This window comes from Streptomyces sp. NBC_01257 (genome assembly GCF_035917255.1).
GTDB lineage: Bacteria > Actinomycetota > Actinomycetes > Streptomycetales > Streptomycetaceae > Streptomyces.
The window spans coordinates 3,567,642-3,593,060 of sequence record NZ_CP108472.1; the positions used below are offsets into that span (position 1 = coordinate 3,567,642).

At 72.7% G+C, this 25,419-nt stretch carries 16 protein-coding genes; 6 read left to right on the top strand and 10 right to left on the bottom strand.

Annotation, left to right across the window (positions count from 1 at the left end):
• Positions 1-233 precede the first annotated feature (233 nt).
• The 4 genes from OG408_RS15140 to OG408_RS15155 all read left to right on the top strand — a co-directional run bounded on the left by OG408_RS15140 (position 234) and on the right by OG408_RS15155 (position 6,376).
• A complete protein-coding gene (locus OG408_RS15140; RefSeq protein WP_266779437.1) occupies positions 234-1,604 on the top strand; it encodes an ABC transporter substrate-binding protein in 1,371 nt (456 codons plus the stop codon).
• Positions 1,605-1,608: 4 nt separating this feature from the next.
• On the top strand, positions 1,609-3,045 hold the full coding sequence (locus OG408_RS15145) for a carbohydrate ABC transporter permease (RefSeq protein WP_285563767.1): 1,437 nt from the start codon (positions 1,609-1,611) through the stop codon (positions 3,043-3,045).
• Entirely contained in the window at positions 3,042-3,965 is a 924-nt protein-coding gene (locus OG408_RS15150; RefSeq protein ID WP_266779441.1) for a carbohydrate ABC transporter permease, read from the top strand. Before OG408_RS15145 ends, OG408_RS15150 begins: the two co-directional genes overlap by 4 nt.
• A 242-nt stretch (positions 3,966-4,207) precedes the next feature.
• On the top strand, positions 4,208-6,376 hold the full coding sequence (locus OG408_RS15155; protein WP_285563769.1) for a bifunctional glycosyltransferase/CDP-glycerol:glycerophosphate glycerophosphotransferase: 2,169 nt from the start codon (positions 4,208-4,210) through the stop codon (positions 6,374-6,376).
• Positions 6,377-6,463: 87 nt separating this feature from the next.
• Here OG408_RS15155 and OG408_RS15160 read toward each other — a convergent pair whose 3' ends face one another.
• From OG408_RS15160 to OG408_RS15180, 5 genes are all read right to left on the bottom strand, one after another.
• Positions 6,464-6,838, bottom strand: coding sequence for a hypothetical protein (locus OG408_RS15160; protein ID WP_266779445.1), 375 nt, complete (start codon positions 6,836-6,838; stop codon positions 6,464-6,466).
• Between the two features lie 70 nt (positions 6,839-6,908).
• Entirely contained in the window at positions 6,909-8,423 is a 1,515-nt protein-coding gene (locus tag OG408_RS15165) for a bifunctional glycosyltransferase/class I SAM-dependent methyltransferase (RefSeq protein ID WP_266779447.1), read from the bottom strand.
• 79 nt (positions 8,424-8,502) lie between these two features.
• Positions 8,503-9,732 (bottom strand): glycosyltransferase family 39 protein, encoded by a 1,230-nt coding sequence (locus tag OG408_RS15170; protein ID WP_442806131.1) that lies wholly within the window; start codon positions 9,730-9,732, stop codon positions 8,503-8,505.
• 245 nt (positions 9,733-9,977) lie between these two features.
• Positions 9,978-13,538 carry a CDP-glycerol glycerophosphotransferase family protein gene (locus OG408_RS15175; protein ID WP_442806030.1) on the bottom strand — a complete coding sequence of 1,187 codons (3,561 nt, stop codon included), beginning with the start codon at positions 13,536-13,538 and terminating at the stop codon, positions 9,978-9,980.
• A gap of 153 nt (positions 13,539-13,691) precedes the next feature.
• Positions 13,692-14,297 carry a TetR/AcrR family transcriptional regulator gene (locus OG408_RS15180; RefSeq protein ID WP_266779453.1) on the bottom strand — a complete coding sequence of 202 codons (606 nt, stop codon included), beginning with the start codon at positions 14,295-14,297 and terminating at the stop codon, positions 13,692-13,694.
• 182 nt (positions 14,298-14,479) lie between these two features.
• Here OG408_RS15180 and OG408_RS15185 point away from each other — a divergent pair, with 182 nt between their 5' ends.
• Entirely contained in the window at positions 14,480-15,454 is a 975-nt protein-coding gene (locus OG408_RS15185) for an ABC transporter permease (RefSeq protein ID WP_405403562.1), read from the top strand.
• A complete protein-coding gene (locus OG408_RS15190; protein ID WP_266779455.1) occupies positions 15,447-16,238 on the top strand; it encodes an ABC transporter ATP-binding protein in 792 nt (263 codons plus the stop codon). Before OG408_RS15185 ends, OG408_RS15190 begins: the two co-directional genes overlap by 8 nt.
• 87 nt (positions 16,239-16,325) lie before the next feature.
• On the opposite strand, the gene OG408_RS15195 is transcribed toward OG408_RS15190, so the two are convergent.
• The 5 genes from OG408_RS15195 to OG408_RS15215 are packed head-to-tail and all read right to left on the bottom strand — an operon-like array spanning position 16,326 to position 25,416.
• A complete protein-coding gene (locus OG408_RS15195) occupies positions 16,326-19,814 on the bottom strand; it encodes a hypothetical protein (RefSeq protein WP_326670311.1) in 3,489 nt (1,162 codons plus the stop codon).
• A gap of 16 nt (positions 19,815-19,830) precedes the next feature.
• Positions 19,831-20,916 carry a hypothetical protein gene (locus OG408_RS15200; protein ID WP_266779459.1) on the bottom strand — a complete coding sequence of 362 codons (1,086 nt, stop codon included), beginning with the start codon at positions 20,914-20,916 and terminating at the stop codon, positions 19,831-19,833.
• Positions 20,913-21,947, bottom strand: a complete 1,035-nt coding sequence (locus tag OG408_RS15205) for a hypothetical protein (RefSeq protein WP_326670314.1) — start codon at positions 21,945-21,947, stop codon at positions 20,913-20,915. The genes OG408_RS15200 and OG408_RS15205 overlap by 4 nt, the downstream gene beginning before the upstream one ends.
• Positions 21,944-23,512: a vWA domain-containing protein gene (locus OG408_RS15210; protein ID WP_285563775.1), complete on the bottom strand. Its 1,569-nt coding sequence runs from the start codon at positions 23,510-23,512 to the stop codon at positions 21,944-21,946. The genes OG408_RS15205 and OG408_RS15210 overlap by 4 nt, the downstream gene beginning before the upstream one ends.
• Positions 23,509-25,416 (bottom strand): hypothetical protein, encoded by a 1,908-nt coding sequence (locus OG408_RS15215; RefSeq protein WP_326670317.1) that lies wholly within the window; start codon positions 25,414-25,416, stop codon positions 23,509-23,511. The genes OG408_RS15210 and OG408_RS15215 overlap by 4 nt, the downstream gene beginning before the upstream one ends.
• Between the last annotated feature and the right edge of the window lie 3 nt (positions 25,417-25,419).

Genomic DNA, 25,419 nt, shown 5'->3' on the forward strand with positions numbered 1-25,419 from the left:
CGGTGGGCCCACCCGGTGGCCCCACCGTCCCCAATCGCCTCATACCGCACCGACTTCACGTCACGAGCCCATCACATCAGGGATCATCGGGGAGTTGGGCCCGATGGCGGTATTGCGGCGCCCCGGTGCCGGGCGTAGGACTGTTGCGCACAGGACGACGTGATAAACGAGCGGCGCCGCCGGGAGTCCGCCGGTGCCGCTCCGTGTACGCGCACAGGAGAGACGGGGCAGGGATGCGCACAACGCTTCGGATTCGCAGGGCCGCCATGGTGTTCACCGCCATCGGCGCGCTGGCCCTCACGGGCTGCGGCGATGACGGTGACGGCGGAAAGGACGCGAAGGACGGGGGTGGCTCGTCCAAGGGCGCGGACAATCCGCAGAGCGTCGTATTACCGAAACTGGACGGCGAGAAGATCTCGGTCGCGGCGGTCTGGACCGGACCCGAGCAGGCCAACTTCGTGAAGGTCCTCAAGGAGTTCGAGAAGCGCACGGGCGCGAAGGTGACCTTCGTCCCGGCGCAGGACCCGATCGTCAACTTCCTCGGTACGAAGATCGCGGGCGGCCAGCCGCCGGACGTCGCGATGATCCCGCAGGTCGGCGCGATCCAGCAGGCGGTCGCGAAGAAGTGGGCGAAGCCCGCCGGGCCCGAGGCCAAGGCGCAGCTGGCCAAGAACTACTCCAAGGTCTGGCAGGACCTCGGCGCGGTGGACGGCACCCAGTACGGCGTGTACTTCAAGGCCGCCAACAAGTCCCTGATCTGGTACAACACCAAGGCGTTCGAGAACGCGGGTGCGAGCGAGCCGAAAACCTGGAAGGACTTCCTGGCGACCGCCGAGACGGTGTCCGCCTCCGGTGTCACACCGGTGTCGGTCGGCGGCGCGGACGGCTGGACGCTCACCGACTGGTTCGAGAACATCTACCTCTCCCAGGCGGGCCCGGAGAAGTACGACCAGCTGGCCCAGCACAAGATCAAGTGGACGGACCCGTCCGTGAAGGACGCCCTGACCTCGCTGGCGCAGCTCTTCGGGAAGCCCTCCCTGATCGCCGGCGGCGCCGACGGCGCGCTGCAGACGGAGTTCCCGGCCTCGGTCACCCAGACCTTCACCGGTGGTGACCAGCCCAAGGGCGCGATGGTCTTCGAGGGTGACTTCGTCGGCATCAACATCGCGCAGACGAAGGCCAAGATCGGTACGGACGCCAAGGTGTTCCCGTTCCCCGCGGTCGGCGCCGAGTCGCCCGTGGTGACCGGTGGCGACGCGGCGGTGGCGCTGAAGGACGGCAAGGGCGCCCAGGCCCTGCTGACCTGGCTGGCCTCCACCGACGCGGCGAAGATCTGGGCCGAGCAGGGCGGGTTCATCTCGCCGAACAAGGCCCTGGACGCCGCCGCGTACCCGAACGAGGTGCAGCGCACGATGGCGAAGGCACTGATCGCGGCCGGCGACGCCGTCCGGTTCGACATGTCCGACCAGGCCCCGCAGTCGTTCGGCGGAACGCCCGGCAAGGGCGAGTGGAAGACCCTCCAGGACTTCCTGAAGAACCCGAAGGACATCGCGGGGACCCAGGCGAAACTGGAGTCCGACGCGGCCAAGGCGTACAAGAGCTGACGCGATGACGACAGCCGCCGCGGGGGGCGCCGACGAGGCGCCCCCCGCCGACAAGCAACCGTCCGGCGGGACTTCGGTACCCGCCCCCAGGGAGCCCGTGTCCGGGAAGCCGTCCGGTCCGCCGGGCGCCGGGCAGGGCCGCACCCGCAGGAGCGTGACCGGCACCCGCAGGGCTGTCGCGGCACTGTTCCTGCTGCCCGCGCTGGTGCTGCTCGGCGCGCTGGTGGTGTATCCGATCGTGTACTCCGTCTACCGGTCGTTCTTCGACCAGGCGGGGACCGGTTTCGCCGGCCTGGACAACTACAAGGCGCTGTTCACGGACGACACCATCCGTACGGCGGTCAAGAACAACGCGATCTGGGTGGTCTTCGCCCCGACCGTCGCCACCGCACTCGGTCTGATCTTCGCGGTGCTGACCGAACGGATCCGCTGGGGCACGGCGTTCAAGCTGGTCGTCTTCATGCCGATGGCGATCTCGATGCTCGCCGCGGGCATCATCTTCCGGCTGGTGTACGACCAGGCGCCGGAGCGCGGCGTCGCCAACGCCGTCTGGGTGGGCGTGCACGACACGTTCGCCGAGTCGGCGGGCTTCCCCAAGGCGCACCCGCTGCCCGTCCATCCGCTGAAGGCGGCGGGCGGCGGTGCCTTCGTGACGAAGGTGCCGGTACGGGCCGGGGAGCCGGTCCAGCTGCCGCTGGTCGGGGTGCTGCCCGCGAAGATGCCCGGTGACGCGAAGCCCGCGAAGGCTCCCGCACCGGCGGACGGCGGGCGGATCACCGGCACGGCCTGGCTGGACTTCACCAAGGGCGGCGGCGGCAAGCCCAACGTCATCGACGCCAGGGAACTCGGGCTCAAGGGCATCAAGGTGGAGGCCGTCAGGGACGGCGAGGTGGTCGCGTCGGCCACCGCGGGCGCCGACGGGGTCTTCACCCTGCCCGCATCGGCGGACGGCGCCGAACTCCGCCTCCCGGCATCCAACTTCAAGGAGCCGTACAACGGGGTCGACTGGCTCGGCCCGTCGTTCGTGACACCCGGCATCATCGGGAGTTACGTCTGGATGTGGGCGGGCTTCGCGATGGTGCTGATCGCGGCCGGACTTGCGGGTCTGCCGCGGGAACTCCTGGAGGCGGCCCGGGTGGACGGGGCCAACGAGTGGCAGGTCTTCCGCCGGATCACGGTGCCGATGCTCGCCCCGGTCCTCGCGGTGGTGCTGGTGACGCTGATGATCAACGTACTGAAGGTCTTCGACCTGGTCTTCATCATCGCGCCGGGCTCCTCGCAGGACGACGCGAACGTACTGGCGCTCCAGCTCTACCGGTCCTCGTTCGGCACGGACGCGGACCTGGGGATCGGCAGCGCCATCGCCGTGCTCCTGCTGCTGCTGGTGGTCCCGGTGATGCTCTTCAACATCAGGCGGATACGGAAGGAGGGGCGCCGATGACGACACCCTCGGCCACGGCCGCCCCCGCCGGACCGGGCGACGCCCCGGCCACCGGCGCGGAGAAGCCCGGGCGCTCGTTCGGCGCACGGCTCGCCACCCGCGCCGGCGGCGGTGTCATGCGGGTCGTCCTGATCCTGGTGGCCCTGTTCTGGCTGATGCCGACCATCGGACTGTTCCTGTCCTCGCTGCGCAGCGCGGACAAGATCGCGGCGACCGGCTGGTGGAAGGTCTTCACCGTCCCGTCCGAGATGACCTTCGACAACTACACCCGGCTGCTGGACAATCCGACGATCACCGATTCGCTGCTCAGCACGGTCCTGATCACCGTCCCGTCGACGGCCCTGGTCGTGGTGATCGGCTCGTTCGCCGGATACGCCTTCGCCTGGATGGAGTTCCCGGGCCGCGACTGGTGGTTCCTGGTGGTCGTGGGACTGCTGGTGGTCCCGGTGCAGGTCGCCCTGATCCCGGTCTCCAAGCTCTTCGGCGAGGTCGGGATCTTCGAGACGACGCTCGGCGTGATCCTGTTCCACACGGCCTTCGGCCTGCCGTTCGCGATCTTCCTGTTGCGCAACTTCTTCGCGGAGATCCCGCGGGAGCTGCTGGAGGCGGCGCGGCTGGACGGGGCGGGCGAGATCCGGCTCTTCACCCGGGTCGTGATGCCGCTGGGCGGACCGGCGATCGCCTCGCTCGGGATCTTCCAGTTCCTCTGGGTGTGGAACGACATGCTGGTCGCGCTGATCTTCGCGGACTCCGACTCCCCGCCGATCACGGTGGCGCTCCAGCAGCAGGTACGGCAGTTCGGCAACAACATCGACGTGCTGGCGCCCGGCGCCTTCGTGTCGATGGTGATCCCGCTCGTGGTGTTCTTCGCCTTCCAGCGCCAGTTCGTCTCCGGCGTGATGGCGGGCGCGGTCAAGTAGCCGCACCACCACCCGTATCGCAGCACCGCATCGCACATCCGTACGTCAATCAGGGGCGGTTCCGCTTACTCCGGCGGGGCCGCCCCTGCCTGCCGTTTCGCACGGCTGCCGGGGTCCGGCGTAACCCCGTCACTCCATCGGGCGTTTACGGAGTACCCGCCCCCACCGTCGGCGCGCGCGCCTCGGTGCACCGCGCCCCGGTCCTCGCTGCCCCGCACGCCCGTGTCCGAGAAAGAGTCCGTATGCCCCGCCTGAGTCTCATCATCCCCGTCCGCCGCGCCCGGGGAAGCCTGCGCGCCTGTCTGGAGTCGGTGCTCTCTCAGTCGTTCACGGACATCGAGGTGATCGGTGTCGACGACCGGGCGCCGGACGGCTCGGGGCTGCTGCTCGACGAGTTCGCCGACCGGGACAGCCGGGTGCAGGCCATCCATCTCCCGGCCGGCGCGGGTCCGGACGGGTGCCGCAACGCCGGGGCCGAGCGGGCCGTCGGGGACTATCTGATGTACCTGGAGGCGCACTTCGTCCTCCTGCCGGACGCGCTGCGGGCGATCGCCGACCGGATCGGGGCCGCGGGCGAGCCCGATCTGCTGCTGTTCGGGCACCACAAGCGGCCGTTCCGCGGGCGCCCCCGGCCCAGCAGGTCGCTGGAGCTGCTGGGCGGGCTCTCCGACGGCCCGCTGGCCGCGCCCGGACAGTCCGCGCTCCTGGACATCGCCCCGGTCTCCTGGAACCGGGCCGTGCGCCGCACGCTGCACGAGGGCGAGAAGCTGGAGTTCGGTCCGGGGCAGCACGGGGAGCGGATCTACGCCCTCCAGACGCTCGCCGCGGCCGAGTCCGTCGCCGTCCTGTCCACCGCCTGTGTCGAGCACCGCCAGCAGCGCTATCTGCCGGCCCTCGACGACGAGGCGCCGGCGGGTGCGGCCCCGGCCGGACTCGTCGAGGCGTACGCCGGGCTGATGGACTTCGTCCGCGAGCGCCCCCGGCTCGAACCCGTACATCCGCTGCTCTTCGAACGGGCGGTGCAGGAGCTGCTGTCCGGCTATCCGGCGGTGACGCGCCGGCGCAGGCGGTACGTGCGCTCCGTCGCCGCCTTCCACCGCACCTACCGGCCGGCCGGGCACCGCTTCCCGGGCGGCGCGCGGGGGCTGCGGCCCCGGCTGATCGGTGGCGGCCGGTTCGCCGTGCTCGGCGGCCTGGACACGGCACTGGCGCTGCGCCGCGGGCTGCGGGCCGCGCCCGACGCCGTGCGGGGACGGGCCAAGCGCAGTCTGAGCCGGCGCTACTACTGGTGGCAGCGCAAACTCCCGCTGGACCGCGGGCTCGCCGTCTACGCCGCGTACTGGAACCGCGGGGTGAGCTGCAATCCGGAGGCCGTCTTCCGCAAGGCCCGGGAGCTGGCCCCCGGGGTGCGCGGGGTGTGGGTGGTCTCGAAGAACCAGGTGGACGCGCTGCCCGAGGGCATCGACCACGTGGTGCCCGGCACCCGCCGCTACTGGGCGACGATGGCCCGGGCCACGTATTTCTTCAACAACGTCAACTTCCCCGACCACGTGGTCAAGCGCCCCGGCCAGGTCCATGTGATGACGCACCACGGCACCCCGCTGAAGATCATGGGGCTTGACCAGCAGGACTATCCGGCGGCGGCCCAGGGGCTCAACTTCGACCGGCTGCTGAAGCGGGTCGACCGGTGGGACTGGAGCGTCTCCGCCAATCCGCACTCCACCGAGGTGTGGACCCGCGCCTATCCGGGCGCGGCGCGCGCCCTGGAGACGGGGTACCCGCGCAACGACGTCCTGACGTCGGCGACCGCCGAACAGATCCTGACGATCCGTGAGGGCCTCGGCATCCGCCCCGGGCAGCGCGTCCTGCTCTACGCGCCCACCCACCGCGACTACGAGTCCGGTTTCACCAGCCGCCTCGACCTGGAGCGGTTCTGCGCGGCGACCGGCCCGGACACCGTCGTCCTGGTGCGCGCGCACTACTTCTACGGGGACCCGGAGCTGCCCCGGCACCCGTCGGTCATCGACGTCAGCGACCACCCGCGGATCGAGGACCTCTGCCTGGCGGCGGACGCGCTGGTCACGGACTACTCGTCGGTGATGTTCGACTACGCCCACCTGAACCGCCCGATCGTGGTGCACGCCCCGGACTGGGAGACGTACCGCACGGTCCGCGGCGTCGTCTTCGACCTGCTGTCCGGCCGGCCCGGTGAGACCCCGGGCGCGGTCGCGACGACCACGGACGAGCTGGCGCGGATCTTCACCGACGGCAGCTGGGACGGCCCCGGGAGCAGGGAGCTCCTGGCGGCGTTCCGTGCCCGGTTCTGCCCGTACGACGACGGCCGCGCCGCCGAGCGTGTGGTGCGCCGGGTGCTGCTGGGCGAGGAGCCCACGGCGTCCGGCACGGTCTGACGGGGCAGGGAGCACAGGGCGAAGGGCCCGCCGCCGGAGATCCGGTGGCGGGCCCTTCGCCCTGTGCGGGTGCGTGGACATGCGGGCTCAGCGTTGCTGGCCCGCCATGACCGTGGCGAGGCCGACCACCACGAGCAGCGAGCCGCCCCAGGTCCACATCGAGGTCCGCTCGTGCAGCACCGTCGCCCCGGCGCCCACGATCAGCAGGTAGCCCAGCGCGTTGAACGGGTACGCGATGGAGAGCGGCACCTTGGCCAGCGTCGACATCCACGCCAGCGCGGACACCGCGAAGACCACCAGGCCGAGCACGACCCAGGGGCTGGTGGCGGCGCGCAGGGCGACCGAGCCGCCGTCCCGGCCTGCGGTGGCCGCTGCGCCCTTCATCCCGTGCTTGAGCATGATCTGGCCGCCCGCCGAGGAGAACACGGCGAACAGCAGCAGAATCAGACTGGGGAGGGTCAAGGCCTTGCTCCTGACTGCGGCGGCCCGGGACTCGGATGCCGGGGCGGAGGTGGGTTCGGGGATGGTCGCCTCAGACGCCGACCCGGTCTGCGGGGACGTACTGTCGGTTGAGGATGTCCTGTACATCGACGTGCTCTCCAGCGATGATCGTCTCGGCCGCGTGCGGGGTGAGCGTGGCGACGTGCTGATAGCCGAACAGCGTCGGCCGGATCCGGGTCAGCAGCCTCGACAGCCCGCCGAGTACCGCGGCGAGCGGGCCGCGGCCCAGGAGCGACCAGAACGGCGCCCCGGTCGAGGCGATGTCCAGCACGTCGTAGCCTGCGGCGCGCACGGTCCGGCGCAGGCTGGCCCGGGTGAAGAAGCGCAGATGCGTTTCGTCGAGGATGCCGCGGCGGTCGTAGTCGAAGGCTCCGAGCGCGACGCGCAGCCGTGAGTACCAGTGGCTGAAGTTCGGTACGGACAGCAGCACCTCGCCGCCGGGCCGCAGGACGGTGGCGACCTCGGCGAGTACCCGCTCCGGGCGGGAGAGGTGCTCGATGACGTCCCCGGCCACCACGTAGTCGAAGCCGGTGCCGATCTCCGCCGGCAGCCCCTCCTCCAGGTTGGCGAGGTGGAAGTGGCTGCACTTCTCGCGCACGCCGGGCACCTCGACGTAGTCCACGCCGGTCACCTCGTGGCCCAGGGACTCCAGGCGCTGCGCGAACAGTCCGCCGGAACAGCCGAGGTCCAGGACCCGGCCGGGCGGCAGCTTCCGCATCTTCTCCAGGATGACCGCGTGCGAGGAGCCGTCGCCCTCCTTGAAGGCGTACTCGACGGGCTTGGGGATCCAGGCGCAGGTGCCGAAGCCCTTGACGGCCAGACGGTATTCGAGGACGTCCTTGATGACGTCCTTCGCGTACTTCATGCCGTTGACGTAGCAGATCTCGTCGCCGTAGTACGTGGGCACGGGGATCTCGTTGATCCGCATTCCCGCGTTCAGCAGCTGGACGATGATCTGGGTGTCGAAGTCGAACGCGTCCGTGTTCCGGTCGATGGGCAGCTTCTTCAACGCCTCGACGCTGTAGGCGCGGTAGCCCGAGTGGAATTCGGTGAGCTTCGAGCCGAGCAGCCCGTTCTCCAGCCGGGTGAGAATGCGGTTGCCCAGCCACTTGTACATCGGCATTCCGCCCTTGAGGGCGCCGCCGGATTTCATCATCCGCGATCCGAACACGGCTTCGCATTCGCCGCGTTCGATCGGGGCGACCATCTCGGGGAGCAATTCGGGGGCGTACTGCCCGTCGCCGTGCAGCAGCACGATGATGTCGAGTCCGTGCGCGGCCGCCAGTGCGTATCCGGCTTTCTGGTTCCCGCCGTATCCGAGGTTCTTGGTGTGCCTCATCACGACGGTCCGCGGCATTCCCTCGGCCTGCGACCAGCGGCAGCCCGCGGTGAAGGTCGCGTCATGACTCGCGTCGTCGAGAATGAGAATCTCGTCGACCCGGGACCGGAAATCCTCCGGAATCCGGTCGAGGGTCTTCTCCAGCGTTGTCTCCGCGTTGTACGCGACCACCAGGATGCCGATCCTGGGACTCGGGCTTTCCTTCACGGGGCGTTCTCCAGTTGCGCTCGATGCTCGGTGCGGTATCAGGGACGGGACGGTGGTGGGTGCCGCTCGGGCACCGCGGTCAGGTGACGGCGGAACCGGAGGGCTGCGAGGTGCGGGGTACGGCGAGCGGCGCGGGTCCGGGGCGGCCGGGCGGGCCCGTGTCCGGCGGGGTGGCGAGGAGGCGTCGCACGCCGGTGACCAGTCCGACGGCGAGGACGATCCAGCCGGCGGCGCCCAGCAGCAGCACCGGCTCGCTCCAGCGCACGGCGGAGCGTCCGCCGTAGCCGAGGACGGCCGTCAGCCCGGCCACGCAGTTGTACGCGAGGCCCTCCCGGAACCCGAGGACGAACAGCGCGGCGGCCGCCCAGGTCAGGTACTGCAGTCCGGAGGCGGTGGACAGCAGGAGCAGCAGGCCCAGCGCGACGGCGACGGCACCCGGCAGCTGCGCGGGCCGCCGCCACGCGATCCAGGCACCGGCGGCCACGCAGGGCAGCACGAAGAGGAAATGGCCGCCGCCCTGCATGAAGGTGACGACGGGCTCCGGCAGACCGAACACGTCGGCGAACCGGACCAGCCCCCACAGGTGGTAGCTGCCGCCCGCGTACTCCAGCACGTTCTCCTTGAGCTGCCGCGGCACGGCCACCAGGACCGGGCCCCAGACCAGCGCGAACACGGCGGCGAACCCGGCGGCGAAGCGGGCCGCCACCGGCCGGCCGCCTCGCAGCGCGGCGATGAACAGCGCCGGGAGCGCCACGACCGGAATGAACTTGACGCTGATCGAGAGGGCCGCCGCCACCCCCGCCGCGAGCGGAGCCTTACGGTCGGCCAGCAGATGGGCGGCGGCCAGGGCGAACACGATGGCGACCGCGTCGGTGTTGCCGTGGTAGCCGGACGTCGCGATCAGCACCGGGCTGAGGGCCACGCCGATCCCGCACGCCACGGCGGTCCGCAGGGCCGCACGGCGGCGGACGATTTCGAGGACGAGCAGCGCGCAGCAGAAATCGGCGATCGACGCGGGAAATCTGATCAGCGCACCGAACGACATTCCGAATTCGGCGAGATCGTTCAGTCCGAGCAGCATCCAGCCCGCCAGGGGCGGGTGGTTGTAGACGGGCAGACCGGGCAGTGGCTGCTCATAGATCCGAATGGGTCCGTGCACCCCGATGGCCTTCGCGAATCCCTCGAAGAAGCGCACGTCGGTAGGGCCCGGCGTATTCGCCGCGATGATCATGCGAGTGAGAAGACCGACGGCCGAGACGGCGAGTACGACCGCTCTCGCCCGTCGCACGTCCCAGGTTTCGCACCACATTCGGATACCCATGAAAGCAGAACGTAGCAACCCGTCGACGCTATGCGACGCACCTATGAACACATTATTCCGGCCCACGGCTCGGATTCCCTGCGCATCCGTGCAAACGCCACATTCCTCGAATCACTCGAACGGTTTACGCAGTTCGGACAGCCCGTGCGTCAATTCGTGTTCACCACCGCATCACCCCGCAGTTCACCCCGCGTGGGCACCCGTGCGGAGCAACGGGGGCACCGGGGTGAGCCCTAAAGCATCCGGTCGGCCACCCGGGCGGCTGCCCGGCCGTCGTCGAGGTCGCAGAAGTCCCGCCGGAATGCCTCGTACGCCCCCGCGTGTCCCGCGACGGCCCCGGCCGGGTCGCGCAGCGCCTCGATGAGGGCGGCGGAGTCCGGGATCAGCGGGCCGGGGGCCCGCGCCTCGAAGTCGAAGCTGAATCCGCGCAGAGTGTCGCGGTAGTGCTCCAGGTCGTAGGTGTGGAAGAGCATCGGGCGGCCGGTCTGCGCGAAGTCGAACATCAGCGAGGAGTAGTCGGTGACCAGGGCGTCGCTGATCAGCATCAGCTCGCCGACGTCCGGGTAGCGCGAGACGTCGCGGACGAACCCCGTGCCGCTGTCCGGGAGCCGGTCGGTCACCAGGTAGTGCCGGCGCACCAGCAGGACGGTGTCCGCGCCCAGTTCGCGCTCGGCCGCGGCCAGGTCGAGCCGCAGGTCCATCGTGTAGCGGCCGCCGTTCCTCGGCTGGTCCTCGCGCCAGGTCGGCGCGTACAGCACGGCCCGCTTGCCGTCGGGGATCCCGAGGGACTCCCGTACCGCGGCGGCGACCTTGGTCCGGTCCGGGGCGTGGAAGAGGTCGTTGCGGGGGTAGCCGCACTCCAGGACCTCGCCCTCGAAGCCGAACGAGCGGCGCAGCACGGGGGTGGAGTAGGTGTTCGGCGAGACGAGGAAGCTCCACTGCCCGGCCCGCTGCCCGAGGGTGGCGATGTAGGAGGCGTTGGCCTGGGCGGTGCCGGCGAGTTCGAGGCCGATGCGCTTGAGCGGGGTGCCGTGCCAGGTCTGGACGACGGTCTGGCCCTCGCGGCGTTCGAACCATTCGGGCAGCTGGGTGTTGGTGACGATGTACCGGCTGCGGGCGAGCGCCTCGTGCCAGGCCGCCGAACCGTGCTCCACGGCGGTGGCACCGGCCGGGATGCGCGCCTGACCGTCGCGGACGACCCACAGGTGTTCCAGGCCGGTCGTCCGGCGGGTCAGTTCCTCGTGGACGGCGCGCGGTGAGTCCGAGTACTGACGGCCGTCGAAGCTGCTGAACAGGACGGCCGGGCGCAGCGCCGCGGTGCGCTGCGCGGCATGGGCGGCGCCCAGCAGCCGCCGGGCGCGGGGCCCGCGCTCCGCTGCGGCGAGCGGGGGCGCGCAGCTCAGCAGCAGCTGGTCGTGGAAGCGCCGCTCGATGACGTACGCGCGGCCCGCCAGGGTGCGGGCGGCGGGCAGGGTGTGATGGACGGCTGCCGGGAGGCGCAGCGCGGTGTCGCGGCTCTCGCCGCCGGCGGCGCCCCTCTCGCGGAGGAAGAAGTACCAGTTGCCCTCGCCCAGCGGCAGGGTGCCGCCGCCGCACGCCTCGACGGCGTCGGGCCGCAGCGTGGCCGTGAACCGCCGCTCGCCCTCCGGTCCGGTGAACGTGACGGGGAAGACGGCCTCCTCGTGGTGGCCGCTGTGCCGGGCCACGAGGGCGGCGGGGCGCCCCGGGTCGTCCGGGAAGGTGCCCTCCAGGAGCAGGGCCCCGTCCTGCGTCCAGGAGGCCGCTTCGACGGCAGGCTGCACGGGACGGTCGCTGATCAGCAGGTTGCCGCGGGCGCTCACGGTGAGGCCCAGTTCGCGGGGCTCGTCCCCGGCCGGTGCGAGCGGGTAGCGGCCCGGGGGCACGGGCCCCGGCACGTCCACCGGCGTCCGGCGGCCGCCGGGCCCGACGAGGTGGACGCTGTAGGGAATGCTCGCCGGCGCGGGCCCGGCCTCCTCCCGGGCGCCCAGGACCGCGGCGAGCGGGATCTCGGCGGTGAAGCGCCGCCAGCCGGCCGCCGAGGACACCGCGCCCTCGTGAACGGTGACGGGGCAGTCGAGCGCGGCCCCGGAGGCGCGGTGGCCGAGGCCGAGCCGCAGCCCCTCGGCGCCGAGCCGGTCCCGGACCATGCCGTCCACGACGACGGTGGGCCGCCCGTCGCCGGCCGTGCCCGCGCGGTGCGTCTCGAAGCGGGCGTCGATCCGCTCGGCGTGCAGGACCAGCCGGTCGGCGTCGAAGACCGGCACGATCCGGTGGTCGCCGTCCGGCCGGTGCACGGGCGGCGCCACGGGGGCCTCCGCGGTGCTGGGTGCGGAGCGCCGCAGCAGACCGTTCCGTGCGGCGCCCAGCTCCAGCCGCCAGCTGACGCGGTCGGCCGGCCCGTCCGCCGCGATGCGGATCCTGGCGGGGTCGACAACCGTCTCGAACCCCGACCGGTCGTAGTCGTGCAGGCTCTGCCGGGAGCGCGCGGTGGCCTCCTGGTCGGCGGTCCGGCGCAGCCGCAGCGGAACGACCTGCCGCCGCCCGCCCGCCCGCAGCCAGCCGGCCCGGAGTTCGGCGCGGCCCGGACCCGCGGGCAGGTTCCGGATGTACGCGTACCCCTTCAGGTGCAGCCGGCCGTCCTGCCAGCGGACCTCCCGCAGCCGGGCGACCAGCGGCAGGTCCCCGTCGCCGACGCGCAGCACCCGGGCCGGCACCGGCCGGGTCAGCGGCGGATAGCCGGCCCGCCGGCGGCGCACCCCGCGTACGGCGAACGCGCCGGGCTCACGCTTGTCGAGGGCGATCAGGGCCAGCAGTTCCTCCGTGCGGCGCTCCCGCACGAGGTGCCACATCAGCCGCAGCCGCAGCGGCAGCCCGTCGAGCACCGCGGGGTCGACCTGGTCGATGAACGCGTTGGTGTGCGTCAGGAAGGCGGCGCGGTACTCCTCGTCGCCCTCGGGCAGCACCTCCATGAAGTACCAGAGGTCGTTGGCGAGGGCGTGGGCCTCGTAGTGGTTCTTGTCGGCGGCCGTGCGGTTCTCCGCCAGGAAGGCGGAGACGCCCTGCACATGGGCGACCCGGTCGCGGATGCCGCGGACGACGGCCCGGCCGGAGGTGATCGAGCCGGGGCGGTCGCGCCAGTGGTAGACGGGGTCCTTCAGGATGTCGACCGAGGCGGCCAGGAAGTGGGCGGGCAGCACGACGGGGATGTCCTCGTAGAGCGCGCCGACGGGGAAGGCGAACGCGTGCTCGTCCCAGAAGGAGCGGCGGAAGACCTTGTTGCACGCGATCCGGTCGCCGGCGAGCTCCCGGTCGCGGGAGATGTGGGTGCGCATCCGCGTCGTCGCCATGGGCCCCCGGAACATGGGCGACTGCACGAGCCGGCCGCCGGCCCGCAGCCGCAGCACGTTGCCGGACGCGAGGTCCGATCCGGTCTTCTCCAGGGCGCCGACGAGCAGTTCGTACGCGCGCGGCGGGACGATGTCGTCGCTGTCGACGAAGGCCAGGTAGCGGCTCCCGGGATCGCAGTTGCGGACACCGGTGTTACGGGCGTGGCCCAGCCCGCCGTTCTCCTGGCTGACCAGCCGGAAGCGGTCGTCCTGCGCGGCGAACCCGGCGGCGACGGCCGCGCTGCCGTCGGTGGACCCGTCGTCGACCATCACCACTTCGAGATCGGTGACGGTCTGCTCCGCGAGGGACTTCAGGCAGTCCGACAGGAAGGGTTCCACGTTGTAGACGGGGACAACGACACTGAGCCGTGGCGGCATGGTGAGCACGTCCGTTCATGGGGAGCCTGGCGATCCGTATGGCTCAACCCCGTGAACGGCCGGGGGTCACCGGTTACGGGCCCCAACGAGTGATGTCACGTGCACACGTGCTGACGCGGGTACCCGGGTCACCGGCCCGCGCGCCCGGCGGGCCCAGTCGGCTCAGCGGGTCAGGGCCGCCACGGCCGAGGCCGCCAGATCGTCCAGGTACCCCGCGGGCAGCTCGCCCCTGACGACCGCGAGCCGCCAGTAGAGCGGGCCGACGATCAGGTCGAGGGCGCGGTCCGGATCGCTGTCCGGCGGGAGCTCCCCGCGCGCCACGGCGTCGCGTACGACCACGGCGGCGATGCCCTGCTGCGGGTCGAGCAGGGCGGCCTTGATGGTGTCGGAGATCTCCGGGTTGCGGGCCGCCTCGACCAGCAGGTCCGGGATGACCTGGGAGGCGAGCGGGTGGCGCAGCGCGTACGCGGCCAGTTCGAGCACCGCGCGGACGTCCCCGTACAGCGAACCGGTGGCCGGGGCGGGCATGCCCTGCACCGCGACGGCGGAGACCAGGTCCAGGACGAGGTGCAGCTTGGACTTCCAGCGGCGGTAGACGGCGGTCTTGCCGACGCCCGCCCGCCGGGCGATGCCCTCGATGGACATCCGGGCGAAGCCGACCGCGGCCAGCTCCTCGAACACCGCGGTACGGATCGCGTCGGTCACGTCCTCGCGCAGCACGGCGGCTCCGGCGGGGACACGGCGGCGGCTTCCCGGGTCGGTGGTCATGGCCGAATCATAGTCCGCGACGACGAAACGGTTGCGTTGCGACGTCAGTACGTCCTACCCTCGGCGTTACGACGATACGGTCCCGTCCCGTCGTTAACCGCGCGTTTCCCTCCCCTCCACCTCCCCTCCTTCTCCCCCCTCCCGCCCCTCCCGCCCTTCCCGCCTTCCCGTCGAAAGCGATCGTGGTGAGTCAGACAACAGCCCCGGCACCGGCGGACACCCCGCCGCCCGCCGCCCCGCCCGCAGACAAGCCTGTCGACACATCCGCGGCCGCCCCCGTGTACGCCCCGGGCGAGCTGGCGGCCCTGGCCGCCCGGCACGGGCTGAGCGTGAGCGGAGCCCGCCCGGCCCTGCCGGCGTACGTCCGGCAGCTGTGGGGGCGGCGGCACTTCATCACGGCCTTCGCCACCGCCAAACTCACCGCCCAGTACAGCCAGGCGAAACTCGGCCAGATCTGGCAGATCATGACGCCGCTGCTCAACGCGACGGTCTACTACTTCATCTTCGGCGTCCTGATGAAGACCAAGCAGGGCGTCACCGACTTCGTCCCGTTCCTGGTCACCGGCGTCTTCATCTGGACCTTCACCAGCAACTCGATCACCGCGGGCACCCGCGCCATCAGCGGCAACATCGGCCTCGTCCGGGCCCTGCACTTCCCCCGGGCCTCCCTGCCGATCGCCCTGGCCCTGCAACAGCTCCAGCAGCTGCTCTTCTCACTGGGCGCGCTGGTGCTGATCCTGCTGGTGTTCGGCCAGTACCCGCAGCCCGCCTGGCTGCTGGCGGTCCCGGCCCTGGCGCTGCAGGCCCTGTTCAACACCGGCGTCTCGATGGTCATCGCCCGGCTGGCCGCCCGGACCCCCGACATCGCCCAGCTGATGCCGTTCATCCTGCGCACCTGGATGTACGCATCGGGCGTCATGTGGAGCATCGACACGAGCCTGTCGGGCGACCGGGTCCCGTACCTGGCGAAGCTGGCGCTGGAGGTCAATCCGGCCGCCGTCTTCATCGACCTGATGCGGTTCGCCCTGATCGACAGCTTCCACGCCTCGCAGCTGCCCCCGCACGTGTGGGCCGTGGCCGCGGGCTGGGCGCTGGTGTGCGGCGTGGGCGGATTCCTCTACTTCTGGCAGGCCGAGGAGAGTTACGGACGTGGCTGACACCCTGGATCCCGCGGTACCGACGGTCGTCGTGGACGACGTCCACATCACGTACAAGGTCAACGGCGCCCGCACCGGCAAGGGCAGCGCCACCTCCGCCCTGAGCCGGATCACCTCCCGCCGGGCAGCCCCAGGCGTGCGCGAGGTGCACGCCGTGAGGGGGGTCAGCTTCGCCGCGTACAAGGGCGAGGCGATCGGCCTGATCGGCTCCAACGGCTCGGGGAAGTCGACCCTGCTGAAGGCCGTCGCCGGCCTGCTGCCCGCCACGAAGGGCCGCGTCCACACCCAGGGCCAGCCCTCACTGCTCGGCGTGAACGCGGCTCTGATGAGCGATCTGACCGGCGAGCGCAACGTCGTGCTCGGCGGCCTCGCGATGGGCATGAGCCGCGAGGAGATCCGCGAACGCTACGACGGCATCGTCGACTTCTCCGGCATCAACGAGAAGGGCGACTTCATCACCCTGCCGATGCGCACGTACTCCTCCGGCATGGGCGCCCGCCTGCGCTTCTCGATCGCCGCCGCGAAGGACCACGACGTCCTGCTGATCGACGAGGCCCTGTCCACGGGCGACGCGAGGTTCCAGCGGCGCAGCAAGGACCGGATCATCGAACTGCGCCGCAAGGCCGGCACGGTCTTCCTGGTCAGCCACCACAACAAGTCGATCACCGAGACGTGCGACCGGGCGATCTGGCTGGAGGCGGGGACGCTGCGGATGGACGGTCCGGCGAAGGAGGTCGTCGCGGCGTACGAGGAGTTCACCTCGGGCCGCGGGAAGGGAAAGTGACCGACTCCTGCCGTCCGGTGAACCGGTTTCCCGGCGGACCGTCGCGCTCGAGGTGATCCACGGCGCGTTCGGGGGGGCGTTCCCGAGTCACCCCGCGGCGGCAGTGACCGGCGCACCACCGCCACGGCCCCACAGCCGCAGCAGCACCCGCTCCTCCGGCTCCCCCCGCGCCAGCAGTGCCGCCGCCCGTGACCAGGTGGCCGGGGGCAGCCCGTAGCCGGTGATCAGCCGGTGCAGTACGGGGGCGGGGCCCGGCAGCATCAGGAGCTCGCCGAGCAGGCGGGCGTCGGCGGGGGGTGCGTCGGTGGCGAGGACCAGGCCGAGCGCGTCCGAGCCGAAGCGCTCCACCAGCGCGAGCCCGTCCTCGCCCGCGGCCAGCAGCCAGGGGGAGAGCCGTCCGCTCTGCCCGCCGTGCTGTTCCCGCTGCTCCACCAGCAGCCGCAGCACCCGTTGCCCGGCGGCGCCGGCGAGCAGCGGCAGCCAGCGCGGGCCCCACACGGTCAGGGAGTCCGCGACGCCGGGCAGCCGCTGCTCGACGACCGCCGCGCTCACGGCGACCCGCGGCCCGAAGCGGACGCCGACGGTCAGCACCGCCTCCAGCGAGGGCGGGGCCAGCACCTCGGTGAGCGGGGCGAGCCCGGCCAGCGAGCGGCGCTGTTCGGGGCTGAGCCGGAGCCGGTCGGCGAACTGCTGGGCGATCACCCCGAGCCCTTCGCGCAGCAGTACCCGCAGGGCGGCCGCCGGGTCCGGGGCGGCGAGCACCATCGGCAGCTCCCGGCGGGCGCGGGGATCGAGCACGGCCTGCGGCTCCTCGGCGTACAGGGCCAGCAGCGCGGCGCGCTGGCGCGGGGTGCCGAGGCCGGCGAGGAGCGGCAGCAGCGCGGGAGCGGAGCGCAGCGTGTCCGGCACGGAGGCGGCGTCGCCCGCCTCCCGTTCCCCGAGCACCGCCTCGGTGACGCGGCGCGTCAGCCCGGTGCCGTCCACGGCCCAGTCGCGGATCCTGCGCGGGCGCTCCACCACGTTGCCGACGATCCAGCCGAGCGCCTTGCCCCGGTCCCGCTGCATCCGGGACCACTCGACGGCGGCCGCGGTGGCGAAGGGGGCGGCCTGGCCGCTCTCGTACCCCCGTTCCTGGAAGGCGACCAGCACCTCGTCGAGGGGGTGGGCCAGGGCGCGCGCGTAGCCGCCGAGAACGCTCATCGCCTGCTGGTCGAGGCCGAGTTCATGGGCGTGCCGCAGTCCATCGGTGCCGATCTCGGCGAGCGCCGCCTCCGGGTCGGGGAAGGCCGCGACGATCTCGGCGAGGTCGAGGTCCCCCTGCTCGGCGAGCCAGCGAGCGGCGAGCACCGGATGGGCGCAGACGGTGGGCCAGTGCTCGGGCCCGGTGCCGAGCAGGGCGCGTACGGCGTCCGGTCCCGGGACCCCGGCATCGGCCGCGATCCGCAGCAGGACCCGGGCGTCGACGTCACCGGCCGTGTCCTGGACGGCGATCTGGACCCAGCCGAGACCGAGGGAGCCCAGGTGCTCGGGCTGGCGCAGTCCGTCGAGCAGCGTCCGCCACATCTGCGGGGTGTAGCGGGTGAGCAGGTCGAGGTCGTCGCCCTGCAGCAGCGGGCGCAGGAGCTCGAAGAGTTCCGGGTCCTCCAGCCGTCCGGCGAGGAACTGGAGGCTGGGCGCGGGGATCTCGCAGAGCGCGCCGACGAGCGTGTCGTCCATCGAGGCGACGGCCGCCGCCAGCCTGGCGGGGTCGACCCCGGTGACGGCGGTGCACAGCCGCCCGTACAGACCGACCCGGCGGATGCCGGCCCGCTCGCGCAGGGCGTCCTCCATCGGCAGGTCCTCGGTTCCGACCGGACGGTCGGGGTCGAAGACCGCAGCGAGCCGGGTGGCCACCGGCAGCAGCCTGCGGGCGGACTCGTCGTAGAGGTCCTCGGCCGCCGGCCCAAGCAGGGCGGACATCAGGCAGTCGCGGAAGACCGAACCCGGCACGCCGGACAGCGCGGCGACCAGCCGCCGCATCCGGGCCTCGTCGAGCAGCCGGTTCTGCTTGCGCATGCCGGGGGCGTTCTGCCGGGCGCGCACGGCGACGAGCAGTTCGGTGTTGGTGCCGAAGCAGTCGGTCATCTGGTCCAGGAGCTTGCCGCGCTGGCGGGACTGCAACTGGTCGGCGGCGCCGCCGAGTGCCAGGGTCCAGCCCGCCGCGAAGGTGCGCCTGCGCATCGCCTGGCCGCCGACGCCCCCGAGGAGGTCGGCGGAGTAGGCGTCCATGTCGCGGTCGGTGAGGTACGGCAGCTGATCGGCGGGGCGGCCCGCGATGCGCGGTACGGCGCCCGAGAGGTCGTCCGGATTGACGCGCTCGGCGCGCCCGCCGCGTACCGCCTCGATCCGCCGCTGGTCCTCGGGGTCCAGCCGGCCGGCGACGACCAGCCGGGCCCGGGGGGCCGCCGACGCGGCACGGCAGACCTGGGTGGCGAAGTCCTTCGGGCTGAGCAGCACCCAGCCGGCGCCGGAGAGCAGGGTGGCGGTCCGGGTGCCCAGGCGCCGCTGTTCGAACGCGGCCAGTGCGATCACCTTGGCCCCGTGGTCGTGAAGCAGGCCCAGGCGCAGCACCTCGGGGTTGATGTCGAGACGGCCGCCGCCGGAGCCCTGCGCCGCGTCGTCGTAGACGAGCAGCGCCTCGGCCTCGGCGAAGTCCCGCAGGGCGCGGGCCTCTTCCTCCTGCCCGGCGGCCCGGGCCAGGGTGTCGGCGAGCTGGCCGGGGCGCAGCGCGGGCACCCGCTGGAAGCCGGCCGCCTCCAGGTAGCCGCCGAGGTCGGCGGGGCCGTGCACCGGGCCCCAGGCCGCCGGTGGCAGTCCGCAGGCCATCCAGCCGGCCAGCCGGGTCAGGGCGCGCACCTGGACCTCCCGCCAGCGCACGGCCGTGTCGTGGCTGCCGCCCGCGGGCGGCAGGTCCTCGCCGAGGAGGAGCGCGCTGGGCAGTGACATGCCCTGCGGGCCGGGCATCCGGCCCTCGGAGGGGATGTAGCCGTGCCGGCCGAGACCGACGAAGGCGAGGGAACCGGAGTTGAGGACGAGGTGGTCCGGGGAGAGCTCCAGCGGGGTGAAACCCGCGCGCGCCATGTCGTCCAGGGCCCGGCCCAGCGGCACCAGGGTGTGCAGCGCCTCGGCGGGGCTCCAGCGGTGGCCGGCGGCAAGCATCGTGTCGAGGTCGTCGCGTTCGCGCAGCGCGTGCAGCGGTGTGGAGGAGGCTCCGGGCGACCAGGCGGTGACGAGGGCGGGCGGCAGCCCCGGATGGTCGACGATGTCCAGGAGCGCGGGCATGACGGGGTTGCCGGCCGCGAGCAGCGCGGCGGCCCGGCCCCGCTGCCTGCGGTTCGGGAAGACCCGCAGCGCCCCGTACGCGTCGGCGTCCTCGTCCTTCACCAGCCGGGTCGCGCGGACGGCCGCCGCACCCGACGAGCGCAGATGTCCGGGGCGCAGCTGCACCGTGTGGGGTTCCCAGATGCGGCCGGAGCGGCCGGGGATGCGGGTCAGCAGCCCGCTGAGTGTGGCATTGGCCCTGCCGCGGCCGCTCATCGCGGGTCCGGTCGGTTCATCGGGGCTCTCCCAGGGTGCGGAGCGCGGACTGCAGGGCGGTGGCGCTGCGGGCACGGGCGAGGTCGGTCCTGACCCGGTCGACCGTGGCCAGCCGGAACTTCTTCGCCGACAGACAGGTGGTGAGCGCGTTGGTGAGGATCGGCCCGTAGCGCAGACTGGCGACGAACCGGCGGGCCGGGGCGCTGACGTCGAAGTCCTCGGCGTACAGCTCGCGGGCCTGCCGGTCGGTGATCCTGCGCAGCGCGGCGGCGTGGGCGAGCGTGGCGCCCAGCATGTAGATGTCGAACCGCTCCGATGCCGGGGCGAGTTCGGAGGGCTCGTCGGTGCCTTCGGCGGACGGCGGGGCGTAGGCCCGGGTGGTGGTGCGGATGCGTTCGCCGATCTGTACGGCGGCGTCGTAGTCGATGAGCACGTACCGGGCGGGCGGCCCGAGGACGAGGATGTTCTCCGGCTTGATGTCGGCGTGGATCCAGCCCTTGGAGTGCTCGTCCCCGAAGTGCCGGTCGGCGTGCAGCGCGGCCAGGGTGTTGCACAACTGCTCCGCCAGGTCGAGCAGTTGGTCCGGCTTGAAGCGGCGGTGCGACGCAGCCCGTTCGTCGATCTCCTCCTGCAGGGTGCGCGAGACGCCGCCGTGGTGACCGATGAACTGCTGGACGATGAAGCTCTCGTACGGCACGCCGCCCGCGCCCGGCTGCCCGCCGTGCCGGCCGTCCGCGACCAGGGACGGGGAGGGCTGGGACTCGACGCTGATCACGACGGGGCACTGCTGGGTGAGCTGCGCGGCCTGGCGTGCCGCCCGCAGCCCCTGGTCACGCTGCTTCTTCTGCTCGGCCAGCTCACCGTGGACGTTGCGCGGGTTGTCCAGCGCCGCCTGCGACCACCACATGCCCTTGATCACCACGTCGCCGCCGGACCAGCGGTCCTCGGCGAGCACGGCGTACCCCTGTCCGGCGGCGGCGAGGAGCCTCTTGGTGCGGAACCGGCCGTCCTCGCCGTAGCTCTCCGGGAGCCAGGCCAGCCGCGGCGAGTCGAGGGAGTCGGGGTGGTCGGCGTGTACCCAGCCCGGTGCGAACGGGGTCACGCGGTGTACCCGCCTTCGGGCTCGGCCCCGTTGCTGATCCGCAGCCGTACGGTGCCGGGGCCCAGGTGGAGTTCGTCGCCGTCCTCCAGCGCGTAGGGCGTTGCGGCGGCCAGCCGGGAGGTGCGCGGGACGCCGTCGAAGCCCAGCTCCGGGTTGAGGAAGGAGGCGTTGTTCTCCGGCAGGTGCTCGGCGATGGGGCGGCCGTCGTCGTCGAGGAAGATCCGCAGATGGGAGCGGCTGATGCCGGCGGCCCGGTCCGCGTCGAGCCCTTCGGTGACGTCGGTGGTCCCCGGGCGGCTGCGCGACGCCCTGCCCAGCGTGAGTCCCTCCGCCGGCACGGGCACGGTCCTGGTGACCGTGTAGCCGTGCTGCACGGTCACCAGGACCGGTCCCGCCTCCAGCACGTCGGGCAGCGGCGGCTCGACGACGACCTCGACGGCCTCGTAGCCGCAGGACCGGCAGTACCAGCGGTTGGCGTCCTTGTTGACCTGCCGCGGCAGCAGCACCACGCCCCTGCGCAGACACGACCCGGCCGGATCGGTGCAGCGGAAGCGTTCCTCGGCGTCCTCCCGCAGCAGCCCGGCCTTGTCGAGCTTGTGGAGCCGGTCGCGCTCGATCTCCGCGTCGGTGGCGATCCCCAGGTGGCGCAGGCTGAAGATGACCTTCCCCTCGACCCTGCGGACCGACCACACCCGGGAGTTGTTGCCCTGGAGCCAGGCGTGCTCCCGGCGGGCGAAGCGGAAGTTGTCGCTGGAGACGACGGCGGCCCCGAACTGCGCGGCGAGCGCCAGGATCCGGTCGTCCGCGTCGCCCTGGTGCACCTCCAGCCACTGCTCGCGCTCCGCCTGCCTGACCAGGTGCTGTTCGTCCAGGAAGGGCCGGACGGTGGCGTCGAGCACCGCGATGGCCTGGGCGCCCGGGTACTTGCTCAGCCACGCGTCCCGCACCCCGACGACCCGGGAGAAGGGCCAGGGCCGCTTCCGGGTCGCCGCCACGTTCGAGGCGTCGATGATGACGCCGGGCACGCTCACCGCGGCCCCCGGCCGGGCGGCGGTTCGGTGGTCCCGCCGGGCAGGGCGGGCGGGCCGCCGTACCCCGTTCCTCCGCTCCCGTACGCGCCACTGCCGTACGTACCGCTGCCACTGCCGTACGTACCGCTGCCGCCCCCGTAGGCCGGGGCGTCGGTCCCGTACTCGCCGTACTCGTCGTCGTCATCGTCGTCGAGGCTCTGGCGCCTGCGCCGCGCCCTGATCTCGTCCGGCGACTCCACCGGGATCTGCTGGAACCAGTCCCGCTTGGACTTGGTGGAGCTGCGGCTGGACGCCGCCCGCGCCTCGTTCGCCACGTCCTTGGGGTCGAGGCCCTCCCGCAGGCCCCCGCCGGCCCGCTGGTAGGCGGCGGCCAGGTCCGGGTCGGGGATGCTCCGGGCGCGCTCCACGCCCTCCTGGTAGATCCGCTCCCGTTCGGCCTTCGAGCCGGCGGCGGCGATCCGGCCCGTGATCTCCCGGTCCAGCTCGATGGCGTCGATCTGCCGGCTGAGGTCGGGCTGCAGGATCGGCGACAAGGGGTTGTCGACCGTACGCAGCGCAATCTGGGCGGGGGTGAGCGGCCGGGCGTCCGCTCCCGTCCCGATGGATCCGGTGGCCTTCAGTACGGGGATCGGCCCGGCGCTGATCCGCTCGGGCGCCCGCAGCCGCAGCGCGTACAGCGGCTGCCCCTCCTCACCCGAGCCGATCGCGCCGAGCTTCAGCCGCACCTGGCTGGGCCGCCGCCCGCCGCCCTCGGAGACCGCACCCTCGATCCGGCGCCGGGTCGGATCCAGCTGGTAGACGCCGAGCACCTGGAAACTCGGGTTGATCTCCACCGCCAGCTCACCGCTGCCCGCGACCACGTCCCTGCCGTAGGCCGCGAACCTGGCGGTGATCTGCTTCATCGCCTCGGCCGCGCCCGTGCGCGAGGCGACGTGCTCGGGCAGACCCGTCGGGGCGAGCCGTTCGAGGAGACCGAAGTCGGCACCCGCGCCGATCCCGATCACGTCGGTGTGCAGCTCACGGCCGGCGGCGTCGGCGGCGAGTGCGGCGAGCCGGCCGGGGTCGGTCTCGCCGAAGTTGGGAATGCCGTCGCTGAAGAGGACGACGCGGCGCGAGGCGGCCCGCTGCCCGGCGAGCCGTTCGTACGCGCGCCGCAGCGCGCCCTCGATGTTGGTCCACCGGCGTTCCTCGTCGATGTTCCCGTTCCACCTGCCGCGGCGCCGCAGCTCCCCCGCGGTGCCGGAGAAGCGGACTCCGGCGTTCTGCGCGAACGTCAGCACGTCCACGTGCGCGCCGTGGGGCAGCGCGGCCACGAGCTCCCGCACCCCCGCCTCGGCGACCTGCTTGCGGCTCGGGTCGTCGGGGTCGGCCGGGTCCGCGAACTCGTCGGAGCTCGAATCGGCCCTGATCTCCATGGAGTAGCTGTCGTCGACGGCGATGACATAGGCGACCCCCTCGGCGACCCGGTCGCCTCGGCCCAGCTCACGCGGGGCGATCAGCAGCGTGAACACCTCGCCGAGGTGCACCTCCTGACGGTCCGCCGTGATCTTGATGTCCTCGGTCATCGGTCCTGCGCCTCCCCCATCGCGCACACCAGCGCGGTCGCGTTGTCCCAGCCGCCCAGAGCCTCGGCGCGTTGCACCAGCGCGGCGGCCAGTGCGGGCGCGGTCGGCCGTCCGGACACGTCGAGCTGTGCCGTCAGATCCGCGAGCACGGAGCCGAACCACCGGTCCCGCTCCGCCTCGGTAGCACCGTCCGAGGCGAGCAGCAGCAGGTCCCCCGGAGCCACCCGGAACGTGCGGTGCGCCCAGCGGGCCGCGCCGCCGCCGAGGAAGGAGACGAGCTGCGACTCCTCGCCCTCGGCATCCGCCGTCACCCTGAGCCGTTCCGCGAAACCGGTGTGGGCGGGCGTCAGCTTCCATGCCGCGTACGGGTTCTCTGCGGCGGACGGGCGCAGGGGCCGGATCAGCCACGCCTCGGCGTCGCCCACCGAGACGACGGAGGCCGTGCCGTCGGGGTGCACGGTGGCCAGGACGGCGGCCGCGCTGCCGACCCCGGTGGCCCGGCCCACGGCCGCGTCCAGTTCGGCGATCAGCTCGCCGGGCCCGAGCGGGACCTCGCCACCGCCGCCGCCCGGCTCACCGCCCGGTCCGGGTCGCCCCGCCACCAGCGCGGGCCCTGCCCCGGCGGACCACTGCGCGTCCTCCCACGCCGCGGACTCCGCCCCGCCGGAATGCGGCCAACCGGATGCCCCTGGCCCCCCACCGGACGGCCACTCGTCCGGATCATCCGCCCCCGCAGACACGGATCCGCCCGCGCGCGGCCACTCCTCACGGCTCTCCGCCACCGGACTGGGATGCCATTCGGAACCCTCCCGCGCAGACTCCGCGTCATCCGCGCGCGGCCACTCCTCACGGCCCTCCGCCGCCGGACCAGGACGCCACTCGGAACTCTCCCGCGCCGACCCCGCCCCGCCGAAAGGCCGCCCACCAGCCGTTCGCGGTTCCCCGCCGTGCGACCACCCCTCACGGCCCTCCACCGCAGACCCCGCGTCATCCGCGCGCGGCCACTCCTCCGTGCTCCCCGCCACCGGAGCCGAACGCCACTCGGAACTCTCCCGTCCCGCAAGCCCTGCCCCGCCGCCAAACCGTCCCTCGGTCGCCTCCGCTACGGAAGGCCGCCTCGACTCTTCCTCCAGCCGCCACCGCCGCAGCACTTGGTCCAGCGCGGCCCGCGCCGCGATGCCGCCCGAGCCGTCGCCGTCACCGGTCACACCGTCGAAGACCGCACACCGCATGATCCCGCTCGGCCCGGTCCACGCCCCGGCGGTGTCCTCGTTGTCGGTGGCCGGATCGCCCTTCGCCTTGCGCGAGCCGACCGCGCTCTCCCGGAAGCAGAGCGCGGACACCCCCTCGGGCGCCGTCCGGCCCAGTGCCTCGTGCAACGGGGCGAGGCCTGCCGCGACCCCCTGTCTCAGCTCGTGCCCGAGCAGCCGGCGGCACACCGCGTCCAGCCCGAGCGGGAAGGTGCCGGCGAACACGTCGAGCATCTGGAGCGCGTCCCTGAGGTCCAGGCAGGGCCGCTCGGCGACAGCTCCCACCAGCGCCCTGACCAGCGCCCGGCGGTCCCTGAGCTGCGGCGCCCCGTGCTGCGGGGTGTCCCGCCGCTCGCGCGGCCGGACCTTCCCGTCGAGGTCGTACCGCGGGAGCGCCGCCACCTGCCAGCCCTCGTACGCGTCATGGCGTACGGATTCGGCGACCAGGCTCCCGGGCCCTGTCAGGTCCAGCGCCGCGTCCACGACCGGCCAGAGCCCGGGCAGGGCGTCGACGAGGCCGGCCCCCTCCAGGCTCTGGGCCTCGACGACGCTGTCGCGCAACGTCGGCGCCAGCCCCTGCGGCCATTCCACGGCTATCTCCGGCAGCGCGACGGCGCCGTACTCCGGCGCTCCCGCACCCGGCTGCACAGTCATATG

Excerpts from the sequence above, each read along its gene's own strand:
- OG408_RS15180 (WP_266779453.1), bottom strand. The coding sequence starts at position 14,297 with ATGACCACCGACCCGGGAAGCCGCCGCCGTGTCCCCGCCGGAGCCGCC.
- OG408_RS15210 (WP_285563775.1), bottom strand. The coding sequence starts at position 23,512 with ATGACCGAGGACATCAAGATCACGGCGGACCGTCAGGAGGTGCACCTC.
- OG408_RS15155 (WP_285563769.1), top strand. The coding sequence starts at position 4,208 with ATGCCCCGCCTGAGTCTCATCATCCCCGTCCGCCGCGCCCGGGGAAGC.
- OG408_RS15215 (WP_326670317.1), bottom strand. The coding sequence starts at position 25,416 with ATGACTGTGCAGCCGGGTGCGGGAGCGCCGGAGTACGGCGCCGTCGCG.
- OG408_RS15145 (WP_285563767.1), top strand. The coding sequence starts at position 1,609 with ATGACGACAGCCGCCGCGGGGGGCGCCGACGAGGCGCCCCCCGCCGAC.
- OG408_RS15195 (WP_326670311.1), bottom strand. The coding sequence starts at position 19,814 with ATGAGCGGCCGCGGCAGGGCCAATGCCACACTCAGCGGGCTGCTGACC.
- OG408_RS15170 (WP_442806131.1), bottom strand. The coding sequence starts at position 9,732 with ATGTGGTGCGAAACCTGGGACGTGCGACGGGCGAGAGCGGTCGTACTC.
- OG408_RS15150 (WP_266779441.1), top strand. The coding sequence starts at position 3,042 with ATGACGACACCCTCGGCCACGGCCGCCCCCGCCGGACCGGGCGACGCC.
- OG408_RS15140 (WP_266779437.1), top strand. The coding sequence starts at position 234 with ATGCGCACAACGCTTCGGATTCGCAGGGCCGCCATGGTGTTCACCGCC.